The organism is Streptomyces sp. P9-2B-2, assembly GCF_030406865.1.
Classification (GTDB): domain Bacteria; phylum Actinomycetota; class Actinomycetes; order Streptomycetales; family Streptomycetaceae; genus Streptomyces; species Streptomyces platensis.
Genome location: NZ_CP129126.1, coordinates 8,108,103 through 8,127,895 on the forward strand (window position 1 = coordinate 8,108,103; position 19,793 = coordinate 8,127,895).

Annotated in this window: 14 protein-coding genes; 11 read left to right on the forward strand and 3 right to left on the reverse strand. The window is 70.9% G+C overall.

The window, feature by feature from the left end; translation table 11 throughout:
* Positions 1-143 precede the first annotated feature (143 nt).
* From QT196_RS35580 to QT196_RS35590, 3 genes are read right to left on the reverse strand one after another with little or no spacing between them, the layout of a single operon-like run.
* Entirely contained in the window at positions 144-2,030 is a 1,887-nt protein-coding gene (locus QT196_RS35580; protein WP_168482746.1) for a thiamine pyrophosphate-binding protein, read from the reverse strand.
* A complete protein-coding gene (locus QT196_RS35585) occupies positions 2,027-4,144 on the reverse strand; it encodes an FAD-dependent oxidoreductase (protein WP_168482747.1) in 2,118 nt (705 codons plus the stop codon). The genes QT196_RS35580 and QT196_RS35585 overlap by 4 nt, the downstream gene beginning before the upstream one ends.
* Positions 4,145-4,150: 6 nt before the next feature.
* Positions 4,151-5,623 carry a Dyp-type peroxidase gene (locus tag QT196_RS35590; protein WP_211117495.1) on the reverse strand — a complete coding sequence of 491 codons (1,473 nt, stop codon included), beginning with the start codon at positions 5,621-5,623 and terminating at the stop codon, positions 4,151-4,153.
* 589 nt (positions 5,624-6,212) lie between these two features.
* Between QT196_RS35590 and QT196_RS35595 the strand changes: the two genes are divergently transcribed.
* The 11 genes from QT196_RS35595 (at position 6,213) to QT196_RS35645 (ending at position 19,770) form a co-directional block, all read left to right on the forward strand.
* Complete coding sequence (locus QT196_RS35595; protein ID WP_168482748.1) at positions 6,213-6,695, forward strand: hypothetical protein; 483 nt, start codon at positions 6,213-6,215, stop codon at positions 6,693-6,695.
* A 410-nt stretch (positions 6,696-7,105) separates the two neighbouring features.
* Positions 7,106-8,221 (forward strand): IPT/TIG domain-containing protein, encoded by a 1,116-nt coding sequence (locus tag QT196_RS35600; RefSeq protein WP_290356406.1) that lies wholly within the window; start codon positions 7,106-7,108, stop codon positions 8,219-8,221.
* A 768-nt stretch (positions 8,222-8,989) separates the two neighbouring features.
* Positions 8,990-9,568 (forward strand): RNA polymerase sigma factor, encoded by a 579-nt coding sequence (locus QT196_RS35605; protein ID WP_168482750.1) that lies wholly within the window; start codon positions 8,990-8,992, stop codon positions 9,566-9,568.
* On the forward strand, positions 9,565-10,242 hold the full coding sequence (locus QT196_RS35610; RefSeq protein ID WP_168482751.1) for a hypothetical protein: 678 nt from the start codon (positions 9,565-9,567) through the stop codon (positions 10,240-10,242). The genes QT196_RS35605 and QT196_RS35610 overlap by 4 nt, the downstream gene beginning before the upstream one ends.
* Positions 10,243-10,330: 88 nt before the next feature.
* Positions 10,331-10,492, forward strand: a complete 162-nt coding sequence (locus tag QT196_RS35615) for a hypothetical protein (protein ID WP_158092604.1) — start codon at positions 10,331-10,333, stop codon at positions 10,490-10,492.
* A gap of 151 nt (positions 10,493-10,643) precedes the next feature.
* A complete protein-coding gene (locus tag QT196_RS35620) occupies positions 10,644-11,849 on the forward strand; it encodes a cytochrome P450 (RefSeq protein ID WP_290356408.1) in 1,206 nt (401 codons plus the stop codon).
* A 377-nt stretch (positions 11,850-12,226) separates the two neighbouring features.
* The gene (locus QT196_RS35625; RefSeq protein WP_290356797.1) at positions 12,227-13,366 is read left to right on the forward strand and encodes an aromatic ring-hydroxylating dioxygenase subunit alpha; all 1,140 of its coding nucleotides are present in this window, start codon (positions 12,227-12,229) and stop codon (positions 13,364-13,366) included.
* 207 nt (positions 13,367-13,573) lie between these two features.
* A complete protein-coding gene (locus QT196_RS35630; RefSeq protein WP_168482754.1) occupies positions 13,574-13,951 on the forward strand; it encodes a DUF2267 domain-containing protein in 378 nt (125 codons plus the stop codon).
* Positions 13,952-14,456: 505 nt separating this feature from the next.
* Positions 14,457-15,728, forward strand: coding sequence for an MFS transporter (locus QT196_RS35635; RefSeq protein WP_168482755.1), 1,272 nt, complete (start codon positions 14,457-14,459; stop codon positions 15,726-15,728).
* On the forward strand, positions 15,725-17,575 hold the full coding sequence (locus QT196_RS35640; protein ID WP_290356409.1) for a prolyl oligopeptidase family serine peptidase: 1,851 nt from the start codon (positions 15,725-15,727) through the stop codon (positions 17,573-17,575). The genes QT196_RS35635 and QT196_RS35640 overlap by 4 nt, the downstream gene beginning before the upstream one ends.
* Before the next feature lie 260 nt (positions 17,576-17,835).
* Positions 17,836-19,770, forward strand: coding sequence for a RiPP maturation radical SAM C-methyltransferase (locus QT196_RS35645; RefSeq protein WP_168482757.1), 1,935 nt, complete (start codon positions 17,836-17,838; stop codon positions 19,768-19,770).
* The last annotated feature ends 23 nt before the right edge of the window (positions 19,771-19,793 follow it).

Sequence of the window (19,793 nt, forward strand, 5' to 3'; positions counted from 1 at the left end):
CGGTACGGACGCCGGACCGTGGAAGCGCGCGGGCCCGGCCGGCAGTCACCTGCCGGCCGGGCCCCGTATCCCGAACGCGGGCAACGTCAGGGAGGTCTCAGAACAGACTCTGCGTCAACGCGACCGAGTCGGGTACCGGCCGGTCATCGCCTGCTCCGTTCCGACGCCCCGCCGACGGGCGGCGGACAGTTCTCGGCGACCTTGTACTTGAGCGCCTCGGGATAGTCGTGCCGGTCCAGCTGCACCCGCACCACGATCGGGCCCTGGTTGATCGCGTCGCTGGGCTCGGCGATCCGCTTCAGCAGGGTGGTGAGTTCGTCGTGCCGGCGGACCGCGAAGCCGTGCATCGGGTGCTTGGCGGAACCGAAGACGTCCGCGAGCTTCTCGTACCGCCAGGGGTGCAGTTCGTTGTAGAAGTCGGCGCCGTCGGAGCGCGGGGTGCCGTCCTGGTAGTAGCAGGGGTGCACCAGCATCTGCTCGATGCCGTAGAACGCCTCGTTGTCCAGGACGAACACCACCGGGCACAGACCGTGCCGCACATGCGTGGACATCTCCTGGCACGTCTCCTGGAACGAGCCGTCGCCGACGAAGACCATCGGCCGCTTCTCCGCCTGACTCCGGCCGAGCGCCACCCCGGTGGCCGCGCCGACCGAGTAGCCGATGGACAGCCAGCTGTTCTGCGCCACGTACGAGGCGCGCTCGGCCATCCGCAGATTCATCGAGCCGATCAGCGCGAACGCGGCGTCGCACACCACCGTGAACGGGTTGCTGCGCTCCTGCGGCGGCTCGCTGTTCTGCGTTTCGAGGAAGGCGTTGAGGTGCCGGAAGAGGCTGTCGTACGTCACGTTCTCCGGGTACGGTCCGCCGGTCTGGGAGGCCAGGTAGGCGTCGGTGCTGTCGGGGACCGCGAGGCCCGCCTGATGGGCGCGGGCGAAGTAGTCCGCGGCGAAGGCACCGTCGCCGAACTCGGCCACCAGGCGTTTCCGCAGCGCGGGGAGGAACCGGGCGAGCTGCACGTCGGGGAAGTACGAGGCGCCGACATGCACCCCGTCGTGGGCGGCGACCGCCCAGTCGTCCCCGATCGACCGCACGCCGCCGAGGTTCTTCGAGGTCGCCCACGAGCCCAGGCCGATACGGCAGCCCGCGTTGTTGAAGACCTCGGCGACCTTCGGGTTGCTGGCCTTGCCGTTGTAGACACCGGAGAAGCCCGGGGTGTACTCGGACACCACGGACTTGGCGCCGATGGTGGTGCAGAACGGGATGCGGGTCTCGTGCACCAGCTTCTCGAACTCGTCGGACAGCCGGAAGCGGTCGATCTCCTCACCGGCCCACAGGATCGGGTTGCCGTACTCCCGGATCAGCTCCACACATGCCTCGACCGCGCGGTCGAGCATCTGCTGCTTCTTCGCGGTGACGGGCCGCTCGCGCCGCGTCAGCCGGCCCTGGGGTGCGGGACACTCTGCCCCCCAGACGTCATCCATGACCTCCAGATAGACCGGCCGGCGGTGCGAGAGGCACGCGGTGATCGCGCTGTCGATCTGGGTGGGGGCCAGCCCCGGGTTGGAGATGGCCTGGGCGTCCACGGTGACCTGGCGGTAGACCTCCAGGTTGCTCTCCGGGCGCTGCGACATGTGCGAGGTGAGCAGGCCGATCGCCTGCTGGTTGAGCCACTGCTCGTAGGACGGCGCGGCGTTGATCGCGATCAGCGGGACATACTCGGCGAAGGCCCCGCCGATCGAGTTGAGCAGGTTGAACGCGCCCACGCTGTAGGTGACCGCGACCGCGCCGATGCCCTGCTCGCCGAGCACGATCTCCGCGTCGGCGGACTTCACCCGGGCATAGCCGTCCGCGGCCTGGCCCGCGCCGCCCTCGGTGGGGGTGCCCACCCAGCGCACTGTGGTCTTCTCGTGCAGGGTCGACAGGAACGGGCCCAGGTGGTCGCCCGGAACGCCGAACAGATGGGTGATGCCGAGCTGTTCCAGCCGGCGGGCCAGATACTCGGCCACCGTGCAGGTCGGGGAGGTGGTCATGATGTCAGCACCCCCTCGCGTGACTCATCCGACGACCCGGCGGCGGCCCGGCGCTCGCGGGGCGCCGCGGCACGTGCGCCCATGACGCTCTCGTCCGCCGGGGGCGCCTCGTGGACGGCGAGGGCGGCGCGTACGGCCGTCTCCACCGCACCCTCGATCCAGGCATGCTTGAGCGACACATGCTCACCGGCGAAGTGCACCGGCCCCTCGGGCCGCACCACATCGAGGTGGAAGCTGGTCATCTGGTGCGGGGTGTAGACCGCTGCTTCTCCGCAGGCGTACGGGTCGCGCAGCCAGCTCTGGGTCTGGCCGGCGCCGGTGTAGAAGACCTCGATCCGGCGGCCGTGCACCGACTGGAGGTTGAGCAGCGCGTAGCTGTAGCGCTCGGCGTCCTCGAAGGAGTCCCAGCGCGCGGCGTCGTCCGACCAGGAGTAGCCCGCCAGCACCACGCCGCCCTGACTGCCGGGGACGGGGTGTGAGGGGTAGTACATGAAGCGGTTGGGGTTGTCGGTGGTGGAACCGCCGCCGTAGGCATGTGTGGCCGGGCGGACGCCGCTGCGCAGCGGGGAGTTGCGGTAGTACTCCACCTGCTGCGCGCTGATGTTCTTCTCGTCCACGCTCGGGTGGGCGCCGAGCAGCCCCGTGGGCAGGTCCCGCAGGCTCTGCGGAACGGCCAGTGCGGCCTCGGCCTCGTCCTCGCCCCGCTGCTGGTAGTAGTCGTACAGCCCCGGCGCGATCGCGTCGAGCTCCCGCTTCCAGTCCTCCTCGGTGAACTCCCACCAGCGGCGGGAGAATTCCAGCAGCACCTTGGTCGCCTGGTCGTAGTGCGTCTCGATGACGGCCCGGCGCTTCTTGTACGAGAACGGCGGGGTCACCGCGGTGAACCGCAGGCTGGAGAACGGGATGGTGACGATCGCCAGGTCCCCGGTCCAGGTCTCGACCGGCCCCTGCGGATCGCCCTCGGGCACGGTCTGGATGGCGACGGCGGGGCCGCCCGGTCCGGCGAGTCCGCCGTGGTGGCCGTCGCGTCCCGGGTCGTAGTACTCCAGCCGCACCATCCGCTGGCCCATCACGATCTGGTCCCGCAGATCCTTGGCGAGCGCCTCCGGAAGCTTCCGGCTGCCGCCCTCGATCTCCCAGTACGTGGCCGTGGGGTCGATGTCGCTGCGGCCCAGGAAGCTGTGGAAGAAGGCGAGGTGCAGCCGCGAGGTCATGTTCTCGATTGTGCCGATCGCCTCGATGGCCTCATCGCTGAACCCGGCGTACTCGCGCAGGAAGCGGCCCATGGAGAAGCCGTCGAAGTCGCGGACGACCCCGGCCCAGCCGTCCAGCCACTCCTTGAACGGCTTGTTGACGCGCTTTCCGTCGCTCTGTAGCACCGAGTAGTAGTCGCGCACCGGCTCCAGCGCCTGGTGGACCATCTCGGACACGGTCAGCCGCGATTCGCAGCCGGTGAGATGGAAGCCCTCGTTGATCTGGGACGGGTCCTGGGCGTAGTGGGCGCGGCGCACCTGGGCACGATTGGTGCGGATCCAGGTCTGGTTGCGCTTCTCCGGCTCCCGGAACTCGGGGCTGGGGTCGCCATAAGTCCAGATCTTGCCGTCCTTGAAGGACTTGTAGATCACCGGCGGGACGGGGGCGGTCTGATTGCCCGTCGACGGATCGATGTCGACGTTGAAGAACAGCCGCCGCTTCAGGCCGAGTTTGTCGATCAGCGCCAGGGTCAGCGGATGGAAGCTGGGCAGGCGCATCGCCCCGGCCTCCGCGTACTGCGCGGGGTCGGTGAAGGGCGGCGGCTCGCCCTTCTTGGCGTGGAAGGTCTTGATGCGGCCGCCGACCCGGTTGGCGTTGGCCTCCAGGATCGTCACATCGTGACCGGCACGGGTCAGCAGATCGCCGGCCACCAGACCGGCGATGCCCGCTCCGACGATCAGGATGCGCTTGGGGACGGCGGGGCGCTCCAGCCCCTTGTTGATCAGTACTTCGAGGTAGCGCAGCTTGAGGTCCTCGTTGGCCGGCTCGGGGCCGACCAGCAGCAGTTCGCGGGCGAGCTGCTGGTAGGTCTTCTCGTCGGCGCGCTCGGCTCCGGTGTGCTCACGGCGGATGTCGGTCATGGCGGCTCAGCCCTTCGCTTCCAGGGACTCGTTCGCGGCGAGTCGGCGCAGGGTGCTGATGGAAGGGGTGAAGGCGTACACCGCACCGGTGGTCTGCACGAACCGGTTCATCGAGACGGTGCCCTTCTCGCCGTCGGCCAGCTCGATGTGGGCATCCGGGCTGCCCGAACCGCCCTGCCGGATGGTGCCGGTCACCTTGTCGATGCCGTTGGGAGAACCGGGGTCGCCCGGCACGAAGTTGGGGTTGTTCGACCAGACGCGCTGGAGGAACTCGAACTGCCGCTCCAGCGAGGTGCCATAGCACACGAACATCAGGCCGCGCTCGTCGTCCGGATTGCCGCCCGTGTACGCGGGGCCGTACGGAATGCCGCGGCGCATGACGCGGTGCTTCTGGGTGGGCTCGAAGTGCCGGGGATGCGACCTGCGGATGTGCGCGGCACAGGGGGTCTGCTCCCCCTTGCCGTCGTTCTCGTAGGTGAAGTCGTTGCGCTCCGGACCGACGCCGGTCACCGGGTTCTCGCCCTGCGCGAGCGGCGTGCCGTCCTTCTTGCGGCCGACCAGACACGCGCCCAGCAGCTCCTCGGAGATGCCGTGCGGCTGGAATTTGCCCGCCTCGCGCTTCACGGCCTCATTCCAGCCGGGCACGTCCTGCGCGAGCCGGCGCACCACCTGGAGGGAGCCGTTGTCCAGCCACTTGGGAGCCTCGGGCGGTGCTCCGCTCTCACTCTTGTGACCGAAGACGAACTCGCCGGGCTCGACCAGATTGGACCCCGGGCGGTTCTCCCGGAATCCGGGGTTCTCCCGGTCCTCGCGGTGGAAGTCCTTGACCCCCGGCTGAGAAATGCCGTCCTTGTACCCGAAGTGCTCATGCCCGCGCAGATCTCCGGTCAGGGTGCGGCCGTCGTCCTGATGGACCAGGGTCACGCCGTGCGCCGAATCCGCGGCGGTGATATTCCGGAGCTTTTCGTTGAGCGCGTCTTCGGTGTCCGCGGCGACGATCAGCACGGCGTGTACGCCGGACCGGTCCGAGCCGAAATGCCAGTGCTCGGGCGCGCTCGTACCGTCGTCGCCCATGCTCGCGGCCTGTCCGTCCGCACCCTTCACAAACGACTCGAACGGCGCCAGGTCCTTCTTCACCTTCTCGGGTTCCCTGGCCACCTGAAGCAGGCCCTGGAACGTCAGGGAAACCCCGACCCAGGTCGCGATGAGGGCGGGGTCCTGGCCGTAGGCCCGGCGGGAGAGCGAGAACTCCTCATTGAAGTCCTCGACCGTGGCGGACACCGAGACCGTATTCAGCATGACGGACAGCCAGCCGCGGCCGCCCGCACCGTCCGGGAAGCGGACGTAGCGGAACGCCATGTAGTCCTTGTTGAAAGCGGAAAGAATGTTGCCCTGGATTTCCTTGGATCGGCGCAGCGGCGGTTCCGGAAGCTGCTCGATTTCGGGAGCACCGGTCGGGCGCAACGAGGTAGTGGTCACTTCTCTCCTTCAGGGGAGCTGCGGTGCTCCGGGGGCTTCGGGAAATTCGCACGCAGGCGAAGCCGGCTCCCGGAACGCAGAGGCGGAGTCGATACGGAAGAGGTACAGGGGCACACCAAAGGCAGCCGGTGAACGGCTTGTTCGCCAGCCCAGCACCGAACCTGCCACCTCGCAGGACCACCTACGCCAACCGGAGCACCCGGTCACCCGTTCCGGTGACGGACCCCGCCCACCCGGCGCCGCGAACCGAAGTATCTACCCGCCTGGGCGGTGTCCTCATGCCCCCAGCCGCTCCGCACGGAAGCACCATTTCGCCGGAACTGCCGCGGGTGGCCGGACCGCGCTCGGGGCCTGCGCCACACACCACCGGGGGCACTATGAATGCGCCCCTCTTCGCGCCCCTGGATCACAACGTTTGCGCTGTTCACCACCCATGCCGAGGGTCGGCGCCGCATCCGGTTCGGGCGTGGGTGCGGGCCGTCACACCTTCTGTTGAAGGCCCTTGGGTGCGGCCTCGGAGTGAGGGGAATTCGGCAGATCCTGCTCCGTGGTCGGGCGCGCTGCGCGCCCACGACGGAAGGACACGGCTATGCGACGCACCATCGTCGGCACCTGCGCTGCCCTCGGGGCACTCGCCATCGGGCTGGCCGGCCCGGCCACCGCCGCTCCGGTTCCGGTGACGGCGCTCAACTGCGATGGCGACACCTATCAGTGCACGGCCAACCTCCGCTTCGGTGACAACAATTGGAAGGCCAGCTGGGGCGCGAACATCTTCCACCAGACACCCCGGTCCGCCTCTCGCGCACCGGTTCCGGTGACCGCGCTGAATTGCGATGGCGACACCGGAAAGTGCATCGCCAACCTGCAATTCGGTGACGGATACTGGCGGGCGAGCTGGTCCGCCACCATCTTCCACCAGGGACTCCGCTCCGGCGACGGCACCCGGCTGGCGGCTCCGGTCCCGGCGAACAGCCTGAACTGTGACGGCAATATCGGCAGGTGCTCCGTCAATCTCCAGTACGGCGACGGAAATTGGAAGGCCAACTGGGCCGCCACCATCTACCACCTGTAATCGGCCTTCCCCTCGATGAGGGGATCGATCGGCAGGATGGGAACGGGCCCGGGGACAGTGCTATCCGTCCCCGGGCCCGTGCGCGTACCTCAGCGAGTGGTCTTCCGTGCGAAACGCCACCAGCCACCTCCCCGCGCGCCCGCCGCCCGCACCCACGGCGTGGAAAAAGGGGCGGCGGATTCCCGGCGTACGCCGGGAAGTGATGCGGGCGTGACGCTCATCTACGTATTGTCATTTTGATCGCCGAACGCATCATTGCTGTCGCGTACACGCCTTCTTCCGATCCGTCGGGAACCCTACCGTCGCAGGCACCCAAACATTCGACGGCGGCAACTTCCGCTCTGCGATGACCCGTTCACGAATCGACTCGTGAAAGGGCGACGGAGCGGGAGGCTGCCCAGGGAGAAGTCATGTCCGACGTCATACAGCAGCAAGGAAATCCGCAGGCCCCGGGCTCCTGGCCCGGCGGGGACGGGGGAGGGGGAGACTGGCCCAGATATCCCAGACTCTACGACGACACTCCGGACTCCGGGCCGACCGCCGGGGGAAACGCCGTCCTGCTGACCGGGTCCGGCCTCCAGGGCACGACTCTGGTCACCTTCGGCGGCGTCCCCGCCACCATCGTCGCCCAGGACCCCAACGGCAACTCGGTCACCGTCCTCGCACCGGCCCACGCCGCGGGCACCGTTCAGGTCGTCGCCACCACATCCCGGGGCAACTCCAACCCGGTCAGCTACACCTACACGGTCACTACGCCGACCGGCCCGACGGTCACCGCCCTCGTGCCCAACACCGGTTCCAGCGCGGGCGGTACCGCGTTCGCCATCGTCGGCAGCAACCTCACCGGCGCGACGGTCACCTTCAACGGCGTCGCGGCTCTCGGCGTGTCCATCAACGCCGCGGGCACGGTGCTCACCGGCACCACACCGCCCGGCCCCGTAGGCAATGTCCCGGTCATGGTCACCACACCGGCCGGGACCACCACCGTCGCCGGCGGCTTCACCTACACCGCACCGCCGCCCGTCGCCACGTCGGTGTCGCCGACGTCGGGCAGCACCGCGGGTGGTACGGGGTTCGTGATCACCGGGAGCAATCTGAACGGGGCGTCGGTCACGTTCAACGGGGTTGCCGCGACCGGGGTTTCGGTCAACGCCTCGGGGACGGCGCTGGTCGGCTTCACCCCGGCCGGCGCGCTCGGCAATGTCCCGGTCGTGGTCACCACACCGGCGGGCAGCGCCACGGTCCCGGGCGGCTACACCTACACGGCACCGCCCCTGCCGGTGGTGACCCTGCTGTCGCCGCCGTCGGGCAGTGCCGCGGGCGGTACGGCGTTCGTGATCACGGGCAGCAATCTGAACGGGGCGTCGGTCACGTTCAACGGGGTGGCGGCGACCGGGGTTTCGGTCAACCCGTCGGGTACGGCCCTGATCGGCTTCACCCCGGCCGGTCCGCTCGGCAACGTTCCCGTCGTGGTCACCACCGTGGCCGGCAGCGTGCTCGTCGGCGGCGGATACACCTACCTGTGAGCGGCCGCTCCGCCACCAGCGCCCATGGGGCAGCCGGGGCCCGGGGGAGTCCGCTGCCGCGATGACCCGGCGAGCAGTGCCACCGCGCCCGCGCCTCGGCAGGGAACGTCCCCTTCCGTCCCTGGCGAACCGCGGCCCGGGCGTGTTCTTCCGGCGTGGGTGACGGGTGACACGCCCGGGGTGGCACTCCGACGAGGTGAGGGCCTTCCGGCCCGGTGTGGATGGCGACATCCGCGTCGGTGCCGGGAGGCCCTTGCGCGTGTGCGGGCGGCCGACGAGCGGGTGGCGCACCCGCCCGCACCACCCGCACCGGAGTGTGATCCGCGCCACTCCCGCCGCGGGCGATCCGCCAACGCCGCAGGTCAGAAGCTCAACGTGAGCGGGTGACTGCGGATGGTCATTTTGGTCCGCGGATCTGATTAACAATCACGGCCTGACGGGCGGTCTAGGGGCAAGAGATGCGGTCTTCTCCGGCGTCATCCGGACGCTGGGGAGATCACCGCGAACAGCGAAAGGAGAGGCAGTGGTCTACCAGTGGCCCTGGGGCACGCCAGCCATGGGCGGCGCGGCCAGGACGATCCCGGCTGTGCTCCGCGCCCGTGTGCGCGAGAGCACCCACACCGCCTCGCGGACCTGCGGCCCGCCGGCCGGCAGCACGTTGTGTGACCCGGACCGCGGAAGCCGGTGCGGTGCGGAACGGGACCTTCGGGCGCGGGTCCACCCCGGGGCCGTCCGACCGCCGGTGGCAGGCCGAGGGATGGCCGCCCGGTGAGCGATTACGGAGACGGACAGCAGTTGCGCCCCGACCCGATGGGCGGCCTCCGGGGCGACTTCACCGCGTTCTTCAAGGAGGCGCAGTACGGCTACCTCGGCTATGCGTACCAGCTGCTGCGCCACCGTCAGGACGCCGAGGACGTGGTGCAGATAGCCGGGATGAAGATCCATGCGAAATGGGACGAGTTCCAGACGCACCCCAACTTCCGGGCCCTGTGCCTGCGCGTCCTGCGGGACGCCATCAAGGACTACCTCCGCTCGCGTAACCGGGCGACCCGCCGCGAACGCGCCGCCGCCGCGGAAGCCGGGCTCCACCAGTCCTGCGTCGACCAGATTCTGCACCTGGGCACCTTTGACGCCCTGGACCGCGCCATGGACGAACTGGCCCGCCGGGAGCCGGTGCAGGCGGACTGCGTCCGGCTCCGTGTGGCGCAGCTGAGCTATGAGGAGATCGCCGAGACCCTCGGCATCACCCCGGGCACGGCGCGCACCTACTACTCCCGCGGCCGCCAGCTCGCCAAGGAACTCGCGGCCTCCTATCTCCGGAACGATCAGGAAGGAGAACCGTCGTGACCATCGAAGACATTCTGCAGGCCGAAGCCGATGAGGTGGGAAGCGTACTGGCCGACCACGACCCGGAAGCCTTCACGCGCAGACTGGCCGAGCGGATCGCCGAGGCCGAGCGGCAGACACCGCCCCCGGCCCGCCCGGTGTCCGACGGGCGGTACGACCGCGGCCCGGCCCCGGCGCACCCCGGCCGGGCCCGGCCGCTGCCCAGACGCCCGCGGCCCCGGCCCGTTCCGAGCGCCACGGCGGGCCCGGAGGAGCTGCGCCGGCATCTGCACACCCTGTGCGAGTCGGTGCTGCGCGGGGGGCACAGGGGGCGGCTGGAGAAGTTCGCCCGGGACTACGACGCGGTCGGCGCCCGGACCTTCGCGTGCCTGCTCTACTCCATCAACCGGCGGGACGCGGCGGTCTTCTGGTGGCGGTTCGCCGCCGGCGCCGAGGACCAGCTCTCCGCGCACTGCCTGGCGATCCACCACGCGGCCGACGACAACCTCATCGACGCGCGCCTGTGGCGCACCATCGCCACCGCCCTGGGCTACTCCCCGCGCCGGCATCTGCCCAATCCGGCCCCCGGCGCGCCGCTCCCGGACCCCGGCTGGCTGCTGGCGCGTTCCGGGCCCGAGCTCCAGCAGTTCGCCGAGCCGCAGGCCCCGCTGTCCGTGGGGTGTGCGGGGCGCTGACGAGGCCGGGCAGCTGAGCCGGGCCTTCCCCAGAGGCCCGGCGGCGAGCCACGGCCCGCACGTACCACCACCGATCAAGGAGACGCCCATGAAGGATCATGCGGAGGACCGGCAACCCCCACCGCGTGTTCCCGCGGAGTCACGGCGCCCGTGGCTCAGGAAGTACGCCCGCTTCACCGCCGCCCATGCCATCGAGGGGGTGGCCGGGGCCGTCATCTCCGCTCTGCTGCTGTACCTGACCCAGCGGTAGACGGGACCGGTCCTGGATGCCGCGTCTGCCGCGGGCCCCGAGCGGGCCGACGGCAGACGCGGCTCCGGCCGTGGTTAGTGGCCCCGCCGCCGGGGAGGGTTTCCCCGTACCCAGTCGTCCCGGGGCAAGGCCACGGCGGACAGGAGGCCGGATGACCACCGAACCGATGGGAACCGTTGAACTGGCGGCAATGGGCGAGGACTTCGTCCGCGACCCCTTCGAGGTGTACGCGCGACTGCGCGAGCGAGGCCCGGTGCATCGCGTACGCCTCCCGGAGGGCACGGCCGTCTGGCTGGTCGTCGGCTATGACGAGGTCCGTGCGACGCTCAGCGACTCCCGGCTGTCGAAGGAGTGGCGGCACGCCTCGTCCGCGCAGCCGATGCAGCCGGTGTCCAGCGGCGTGTCGATGCTCCGCGCCAACGCGCCGCAACACACCCGGCTGCGCGGCCTGGTGGCCCGCGCCTTCACCGCGCGCCGGGTGGCGGCCCTCGCGCCGCGCGTCCAGGAGCTGACCGATGAGCTGCTGGCGGCGATGCTCGCGGCCCCCGACGGCCGCGCCGATCTCGTCGAGGCGCTGGCCTTCCCGCTCCCGATCACCGTCATCTGCGAGTTATTGGGGGTGCCCTTCCTGGAGCGGGACACCTTCCGCACCTGGACCGACATCCTGATGGTCGGCGCCCCCACGCCGCGGACCAGGGAAGTCCTGACGGCCATGACCGGTTACCTCGACGACCTGGTGGAGACCAAGCGCGCCCGGCCCGGCGACGACCTGCTGAGCGATCTGATCGCGGTGAGCGACGAGGGCGGCGACCGGCTCAGCCATGAAGAACTCCTGGGCATGGCCCAGCTGTTGCTGATCGCCGGTTACGAGACCACCGGCAACCTCATCGCCAACGGTGTGCTGGCGCTGCTCACCCACCCGGAACAACTCGTCGCGCTGCGCGCCGATCTGTCCCTCATCGACGGCGCGGTCGAGGAGATGCTGCGCTACGACGGGCCGCTGGAGACCGCCACCTTCCGCTTCACCCTCGACCCGGTCGATATCGCGGGCACGGTGATCCCCGGCGGCGGCGAGGTCGTGCTCCCCGTGATCGCCGACTCCGGACGCGACCCCCTCCGCTTCGACGACCCCGGCCGCTTCGACATCACCCGCGACGCCCGCGGCCATGTGGCCTTCGGTCATGGCATCCACTTCTGCCTGGGCGCCCCGCTCGCCCGCCTGGAGGCCCGGATCGCGGTGCGCACCCTCCTGGAACGCTGCCCGAAGCTGGAGTTGGACGCCCACCCGGCCGACCTGCGCTGGCGGCTGGGCGCCCTGCTCCGCGGCCCACGGCATCTCCCGGTCCGCTGGTCGTGACGGCCCGGCGCGGCCCGTCGAGGCTGCCATGCGCCGCGCCGGTCCGACGCCCCTGATCACCGCGGTGAGCCCTGGCCTGGCAACCCCGGGCCAGGGCTCCACCACGGCCGCGGAGTCATGGCTGGGAGCCGAATGGCCTAGCAAATGATCCGCCGGACGGGCCCCCGTCACCCTCGGGGGCGAGCCTGATGGCCGTCGTGCCGGGGGAAACGCACAAGGTGATCCCGGAGAACCCCTACGGCGCGCTGTCCCGCCGGATACCCGACGTTCTCCCGTTCCGTATCACTGACCCGCGCGCGAGGGAGAAACGTATGACCCAGGCTCAGCCCGCAAGGGACGGAAGCCCGGCGTCCGGGGCGGCCGGTGGCCCGGACCGGATGCGGGAATTCCGCCCCGGAGCGACGGCCGATCTCCGTCGTACGGGCATCAATCCGAATTTCTGGTATCCGGTCGCGGTATCCGGAAACGTGCCGAAGAACAAGACCTTCGCCACCGCCTTCGCGGGGGAGCGGATCGCGCTCTATCGCGGTGCGAGCGGCGCGGTCTTCGCGTTGGAGGACCGGTGCGCCCACCGCCAGGTACCGCTGAGCCTGGGCGTCGTGGAGGGCGATACGCTGCGCTGCTGCTACCACGCCTGGGCCTATCGCGGGAACGGCCGGATCTCGCAGATCCCGTACCTTCCCAAGGGAGTCGACCGGCCGCCGCGCGGGGTCCGCTCCTATCCGGTCCGCGAACGGTACGGCCTGGTCTTCGTCTTCCCGGGTGATCCGGAGAAAGCAGCCACGACTCCGCTGCCCGAGCTGCCGGAATACGATTCGGCCAAGCACAAGACCATGGTGTTCTCGCGCACGGTGCACTGCCACTACTCGTTCATGCACGAAAACCTGCTGGATATGAACCACCAGTTCCTGCACCGCGGTGTTCTCGGCAACATTCAGCCCGAGCTCCTCGGGTACGACACCGGCCCGGAATTCGTGGAGGCCCGGTATCTGTTCACTTCCGCCGGTGGAAAGAAGGACCGCGGCGCCGGTCTGCTGTCCGGTGAGGGATTCGGCGGCGGTGAGTCGCCCGACGTCATCACCGTGCGCACCGCGTACCCCTATCAGACCCTCCTCGCGGTTCCCGAGAAGTCCGACCTCCCGTCCTTCTCCCTCTGGGCGGCCTACGTCCCGGAGGACACGGAGCAGCGCACCAATCACGCCTATGGCCTGCTCATGATCGCGAAGCCGCCGATCCCGGGAGCCCTGCATCTCGCCTGGCCGCTGATCCGGCGCTTCACCGAGCGGGTGTTCGCCGAGGACCGGATGGCGGTCGAGGCCGAGCAGCGGGCCTGGGACGAGCAGGGCGAGGACTGGAACCAGGAGGTCTTCCCGCTGATCCTCGACGTCCGTGACGTGCTGCGCACCAACGGGGTCCCGATCCGCCCCGAATCCGCCCTCTGCGGCGCCGCCGCGCTGTGCGACGGCGCGCCGCGGGCCGGCGCCGCCTCGGAGGCCGGATCCCCGCAGCCGGGCTGACCGGCCCGGCTCGTGGTGGCGGCTGCCCCCGCTCGCGGCGCTGTCGTCTCGACCGGCAGCGCCGCAGGTCAGACGGCCTCCGGCGGTGACGTTCGGTGGGTGCGCGGGTGCAGCCGGTGGTGGGCCGACGGTGGGCGGGGGAACGTGGCAAGGTGGTGAGTGAGGTGCCTCCCTCGCCCATCCCCTGATTCCGATGTGGAGGCTCGCATGGACGACAAGGAGTTCTTCCGGGCAGTGGCGGACCGCGCGAGGCTCTCGCGGCAGGAAGGGGCAGATCTCACCCGCGCCACCCTCGAAACGCTCGCGCTGCGTCTGAGCGACGGCGAAGCCCGCGATCTGGCCCTCGAACTTCCCGAGCCGCTGCGTGTCTCGCTGAAGCGGGAGCGGCGGGAGATGGAGATCTTCGGGCCGGACGAGTCGATCCGCAGGGTACGAGCACGCACCGGCCTGTCCGCGTCGGAAGCCGACCGCGGTGTACGCGCGGTTCTCGGCACGCTCCAAGAGGCCATCTCCCGCAAGGAGTTCGGTCACGCCATGTCCCAACTCGGCAAGGAGTACGCGCAGTTGGTGGAAACCACGCGCTGATGTAGCCGCCTTCTCGGTGCCGTGGTCCCGTCGCCGCCTACGGAGTCGTCGCCCTGCTCCGCGGCGAATGGTCCGCGGCCCGAACGGTGTGGCCGGACTCCACGAGGGCTCCACGATCGCGCGAACGGCCGGGCGGTCGTTGCCTCTTCGGGCTACGGCCTGCCCGGCCGCGCCGCGCGAAGCTGTTCCTCGCACACACCTTGTGGCCCACGTCACTGTCTGGCTAAGCTCCGGCACGATTCGGGCACATTTCCTCCGTAAGTTGACCTATTGGTGTGCCTGATCTTCATGATCTGCCCACATGTGTGAGGTGGCTTCGCATGGAACGGTCAACGGCATCCCCGGCAGACGGCGCACCCTCCGACTTACCGTGCGCCGCCTCCCGGGCCGGGACAGCGGACGGCCTGACACGCGCCCGCACCAGCGGCCGTACGCACCGCCCGGCACGGACCCCGCACGGCGATGCCCACCACGGCACTGCGAGACCGTCCCCGGGCCGTCCCTGATGACCGGGACCGCGCCGGCGGTGGCACCGGCCGCACCGCAGCCCCATGTCCGCCGCGATATCCGGCTGTTCTGGTGGGCGGGCACCTGCGACGCCCTGGGCAGCCAGACATCCGGGCTGGTCCTGCCCCTGTTGCTGCTGACCCTCGGCCGGTCACCCGCCGAGGTCGGCGCCCTCGCCGGACTGTCCGCGGTCGCGACGCTGCTGCTCGGCCCGTTCGCCGCCGTCCCCGCCGACCGCGGGGCGCGCAAGCATCTGATGGTGGGCTCCGCACTGGTCTCCGCCGCCGCGATGGGCGGGGTCACCGCCGCCGTCGCGGCGGGCCCGGTCCCGCTGGCCGTGCTCATCGCCGCCGTGCTCGTCGAGCGGTGCGCGACCTCCTGTTACGAGGCCGCGGCGCTCGGCACCGTCGCCCTGGTGTGCCCGCCCGGGGAGTACCGGCGCGTCCTGTCCCGATTACAGGCGGGGGAGCGGGGCGCCCTGGTGCTCGGGCCCGCACTGGGCGGTCTGCTCTTCCACGCCGAACGCTGGCTGCCGTTCCTCGCGGACGCCCTCTCCTATGCCGTCGCGGCGGGCTGTATCTGTGCCATGCGGGCGCCCCTCGCTCCGCCCCGTGAGCCGCAGTCTCCGGCCGCACCGGTGCGCCGCGGCCGACGGGCCCTGGTCGCCGAAGCCGCAGCCGGGCTGGCGCTGATCCGCCGTGAACCCTTCCTGCGGCTGGCGCTCCTGTGGATCTCGGCTGTCAACGCCCTGCTCGTCGCGCTGTATTACACGACGGTGTTCGCCCTGCAGCACGACGGCCGGGGTGCCGCACCGCTGGGACTGGTCCTCGCGCTCGCCGGGGCGGCCGGTCTGGCCGGAGCGCTCGCGGCACCCCGGATCGCCGGCCGGCGCTCCGCGGGCCGGGTGCTGGTGACGGTTTCCTGGCTGATGGTGCCGCCCGCCGCGGCCCTCGCGTTGGCCCGCGACGCCTGGCACTTCGGCCTGCTTTTCGGTCTGCTGTGTCTGCTGACGCCGGTGGCCACCGTGGCGCTCCAGGCCCGGATCATCCAGGTCATCCCACCCGGACTCCAGGCCCGCACCGGGACCGTGCTGGCCACTGCGTCGGGCGCGACCGCCGCCGTGGCACCCGCCCTGGCCGGGCTGTCGGCCGACCGGGCCGGAGCCGCCGTCACCCTGATGGGCTGCGCCGCACTGCTGGCCGTGCTCGCGCTCCACACGACCTGCGTGGCACCGTCCCGCACCCGCTGCACCGGTTCGGAGCCCGCATGAGCACGACCACGGCACACCTCACCGCACAGCCCCCGGCCGGCACCGGCTTCCGGGTCTACCAGCCGGCGCTGCCCGAGGTCTGTCCACGCGACCCGGAGCGGATGGCGCTGGCCGCGGACGCCGACGGCCGCTGCGAGATCTTCACCTGGAACGCCGCCACCGGCACCGCCCGCCAGGTCACTGACAGCCCGCACGGCACCCTGCACTGCGCCCTCGACGCGGACGCCCGGGTGTGGTGGTTCGCGGAGGACCGTCACGGCCACGGACTCTGGTACTTCCAGGACTTCGAGGGCGGAGCGCGGCAGCCGGGCCTGACCGGCCTGGCACCGGGCCGCCCGCACGGCCTCGCCGTCAGCGACGCCGGGACGGTGGCCCTCGGCCTAGGGGACGGCAGCGGAATGACCGTCCACCTCGGGAGACCGGGCGGCCCGGCCCGGCAGGTGTGGACCGTCGACGGGCAGGCGCTGCTGACGGGCATCTCACCCTCGGGAGGGCTGCTGGCCCTGTCCGGGGCGGCCGGCTCCGACCGGGCGGTCACGCTCGTGACCTGCTCCGGGAAGGTGCTCGACCAGCTCTCCGGACACCACGGCCGGCTCTGGGCGCTCGGCTTCGCACCGTCCCCGGCGGGCACCGAGCTGCTGCTGGTCCAGGAGCACGACAACCGCTACCGGCTGGCGACATGGCGGCCCGGCAGCGGACTGCTGCCGCAGGACTGGTGCCGCTTCGACACCGAGATCACCGCACGCTGGTACCCCGCGGGACGCCGCGTCCTCATCCGCCAGGACCGGCACGGCCGTTCCACCCTCGCCGCGGCCGACCTCGACCGGCGCACCCTGACCCCGATACCGTCCCCGCCCGGCACCCTGCTCGACGCCGCCCCGCACCCGGGCGACGAGGTGCACTACCTCTGGACCGACACCGCCACCCCGCCCCGGATGTGCTCCACCGCCGGCACCCGGCTCCCGGAACTCGCCACCCTGCCCGCCCCCGCACCCGGCCGGCACCGCGAACTGTGGACCCCCGGCCCGGACGGCCCCGTGCACACCCTGCTCAGCGAACCGGAACCGGTCACCGGCCGCCGGCCCCCGCTGGTCTTCCTGGTGCACGGCGGCCCCGCCGACCACGACCGGGACGCCTACGACCCGGAGGTGCACTCCCTGGTCGCTTCCGGGTTCGCCGTCGCCCGGGTCAACTACCGCGGCTCCACCGGCTACGGCCCCCGCTGGCGCGCCGCGTACGGCGCGGGCGTCGGGCTCACCCAGGTCGCCGACCTCGTCGCGGTCCGCGGCGATCTGCTCCGCCGCGGCCTCGCCCGCGCGGACGCGATCGGCCTGTGGGGCACCTCCTGGGGCGGCTACCTGGCCCTGCTCGCAATGGGCACCCGGCCGGACCTCTGGCAGGCGGGCGTCGCCGTCAAACCCGTCGCCGACTGCGCGGCGGCGTACCGCACCGGCACCCCCGCCCTGCGCGCCCTGGACGAGCGGCTGTTCGGCGGCACGCCGGACACGGTGCCCGAGCGCTACGCCCGGAGCTCCCCCCTCCACTACGTCGCCGACGTCCGCGCCCCGCTGCTGGTGATCGCCGCCACCCTCGACACCAAATGCCCGCCCGGCCAGGTACGGAGCTACCTCGGCGCCCTGCGGCGGGCCGGTGCGGCACACGATTCGATGTGGCTGGAGACCGGCCACGACGGCTACACCGGCGCCCACCACGTGGCCGTACTCCACCGGGCGCTGGGCTTCCTGGACCAGCGTCTGCGCCGCGCTCCCGCGGCCCACCGAACCCCCCGTCCCGAGGTGGACGGGGTCTCCGGAGGCACCGGCCCGTCCGGTGCCCCCGGGGCGTAAGAACCGTTCCGCAACCGGCAGAAGAGGAGAACAGCCATGCAGAAGGACATCATCCACAACGACCCGCTCGCGGGTGACGAGGAGAACCGCAGACCGAGCATCGGCGTCACGGTGACCGTCCCGTTCCGTAACGCCGAGGACACCGAGGAGGACTGACCCTCCCCGGCCGGCCCGGTGGCACACCGGGCCGGCCGGACCGCCGCACCTCACCGGCCGGCCGTCGGCCACCTCCCACCCCACCCGTCGTACGAGGAGCCGCCATGCGCGTCCTGCTGGTCAACATGCCCTGGTCCCCGATCGACCTGCCGTCCCTCGCCCTCGGCATCCTGAGACGAAGCGTCGACGAGCGCACCTCCGGCCGGGCCGATGTCCTGCACGCGAACCTGGAGTTCACCGACTGGATCACCCGGCGGACCGAGTTCACCGCGGACGACTACCAGTACTACGCACTCTCCTCCTACTTCATGGGATGCGGCGACTGGGTCTTCTCCTCCGCCCTCTACGACGACCCCGAGTGGCGGGTGCCGGAGTTCACCGCCTCGATGCGCGGCAAACTGCGCGACGAGCGGCTGCGGATGTCCAAGGAACTGCACCGCGTGGTACCGGAGTTCGTGCAGGAGACCGCCGAGCGGATCGTCGCGGCCGGCCCCGACGTCGTCGGCTTCACCTCCACCTTCCAGCAGAACACCGCCGCGCTCGCCGCCATCAAGTACGTCAAACGCCTCGCCCCGCACATCAGAACCGTCATGGGCGGCGCCAACTGTGACGCCGAGCAGGGTCACGCCACCCACCGCAACTTCCCGTTCGTGGACTTCGTGGTCCGGGGCGAGGGCGAGGCCGCCTTCCCCCAGCTGCTCACCGCGCTCGACGAGGGCGGTGACCTGTCCGCCGTCCCCGGGCTGTGCCACCGCGGTGCCGACGGCGAAAGCATCGCGAACCCGATGAGCACCCGGCCGCTGCCGCCCGCGACCATCCTGCCGCCCGACTACCGCGGCTACTTCGAGCGGCTGGCGTCCTCCGTCGCCCGCAACTGGGTGGAGCCCAAACTCGTCGTCGAGGGGGCCCGCGGCTGCTGGTGGGGGGAGAAGCACCACTGCACCTTCTGCGGTCTCAACGGCTCCTTCATGCAATTCCGCAGCAAGAGCCCCGAGACCTTCTACGACGAGATCATGGAGCTGGCCCGCCGGCACCGGGTGCTGGACATGTACCTCGTCGACAACATCCTCGACATGGGCTACCTCACCACCGTCCTGCCCCGCATCATCGACAGCGGCTACGACCTGCGGATGCATATCGAGATCAAGGCCAATATGCGCCGGACCCAGCTGCGCACCCTCGCCCAGGCCGGGATGATCTACGTCCAGCCGGGCATCGAGAGCCTCAACAGCCGGGTGCTGGACCTGATGGACAAGGGCGTCAGCGGCTGCCAGAACGTCCGCATGCTCCGGGACGGCGCCGAGACCGGACTCTCCGTCTCCTGGAACTACCTCCACGGCTTCCCCGGCGAGAGCGCCACCGACTACGAGCCCGTCATCGCCCAGATACCGGCCCTGGAACACCTCGACCCGCCGGTCGACCTGTCCGCCCGTATCGCCATCGAACGCTTCAGCCCCTACTTCAACCGGCCCGAACTCGGCTTCACCGGTCTGCGCCCCGAGGAGCACTACCGCTTCACCTACGACCTGCCCGAATCCGAACTCCTCGATATGGCCTATGTCTTCGAGGCACCCGAACGCGGGATCACCAAGCCCACCGTCGCCGCGCTCAACGAGGCCCTCGCCGCCTGGAAGAAGCGCCACGCGGACAGCAGACTCACCCACGCGGACCTCGGCGACCGCATCGTGCTCGTCAGCCGCCGGCACGCCTTCGGCTGGGGCGCCCTGGAACTCACCGCACCCACCGAGATCGCCGCCTTCCGGCTGCTCGACCAGCCGCACGCCCCCGCCGCCCTGACCCGCAAGCTCGCCGCCAAGCTTCCCGGGCACACCGTCGACGAGGCCGCCGTCCATGCCCTCCTCCAGCACTGGGTGACGCTCGGGCTGGTCTTCACCGACGGCGGCCAGTACGTCCACCTGGCACCGGCCGCCGTCAACGAGGACCTGCTGCGCCTCGACTTCATGCGCCACACCCATGCCGCGGCGGCCGCGCCGGAGCGCCCCGACGACGCCGTCCGGGCTCTCGTCGCCCACGTCTGACCCCGCCCGGCCCGCAGCAGGAC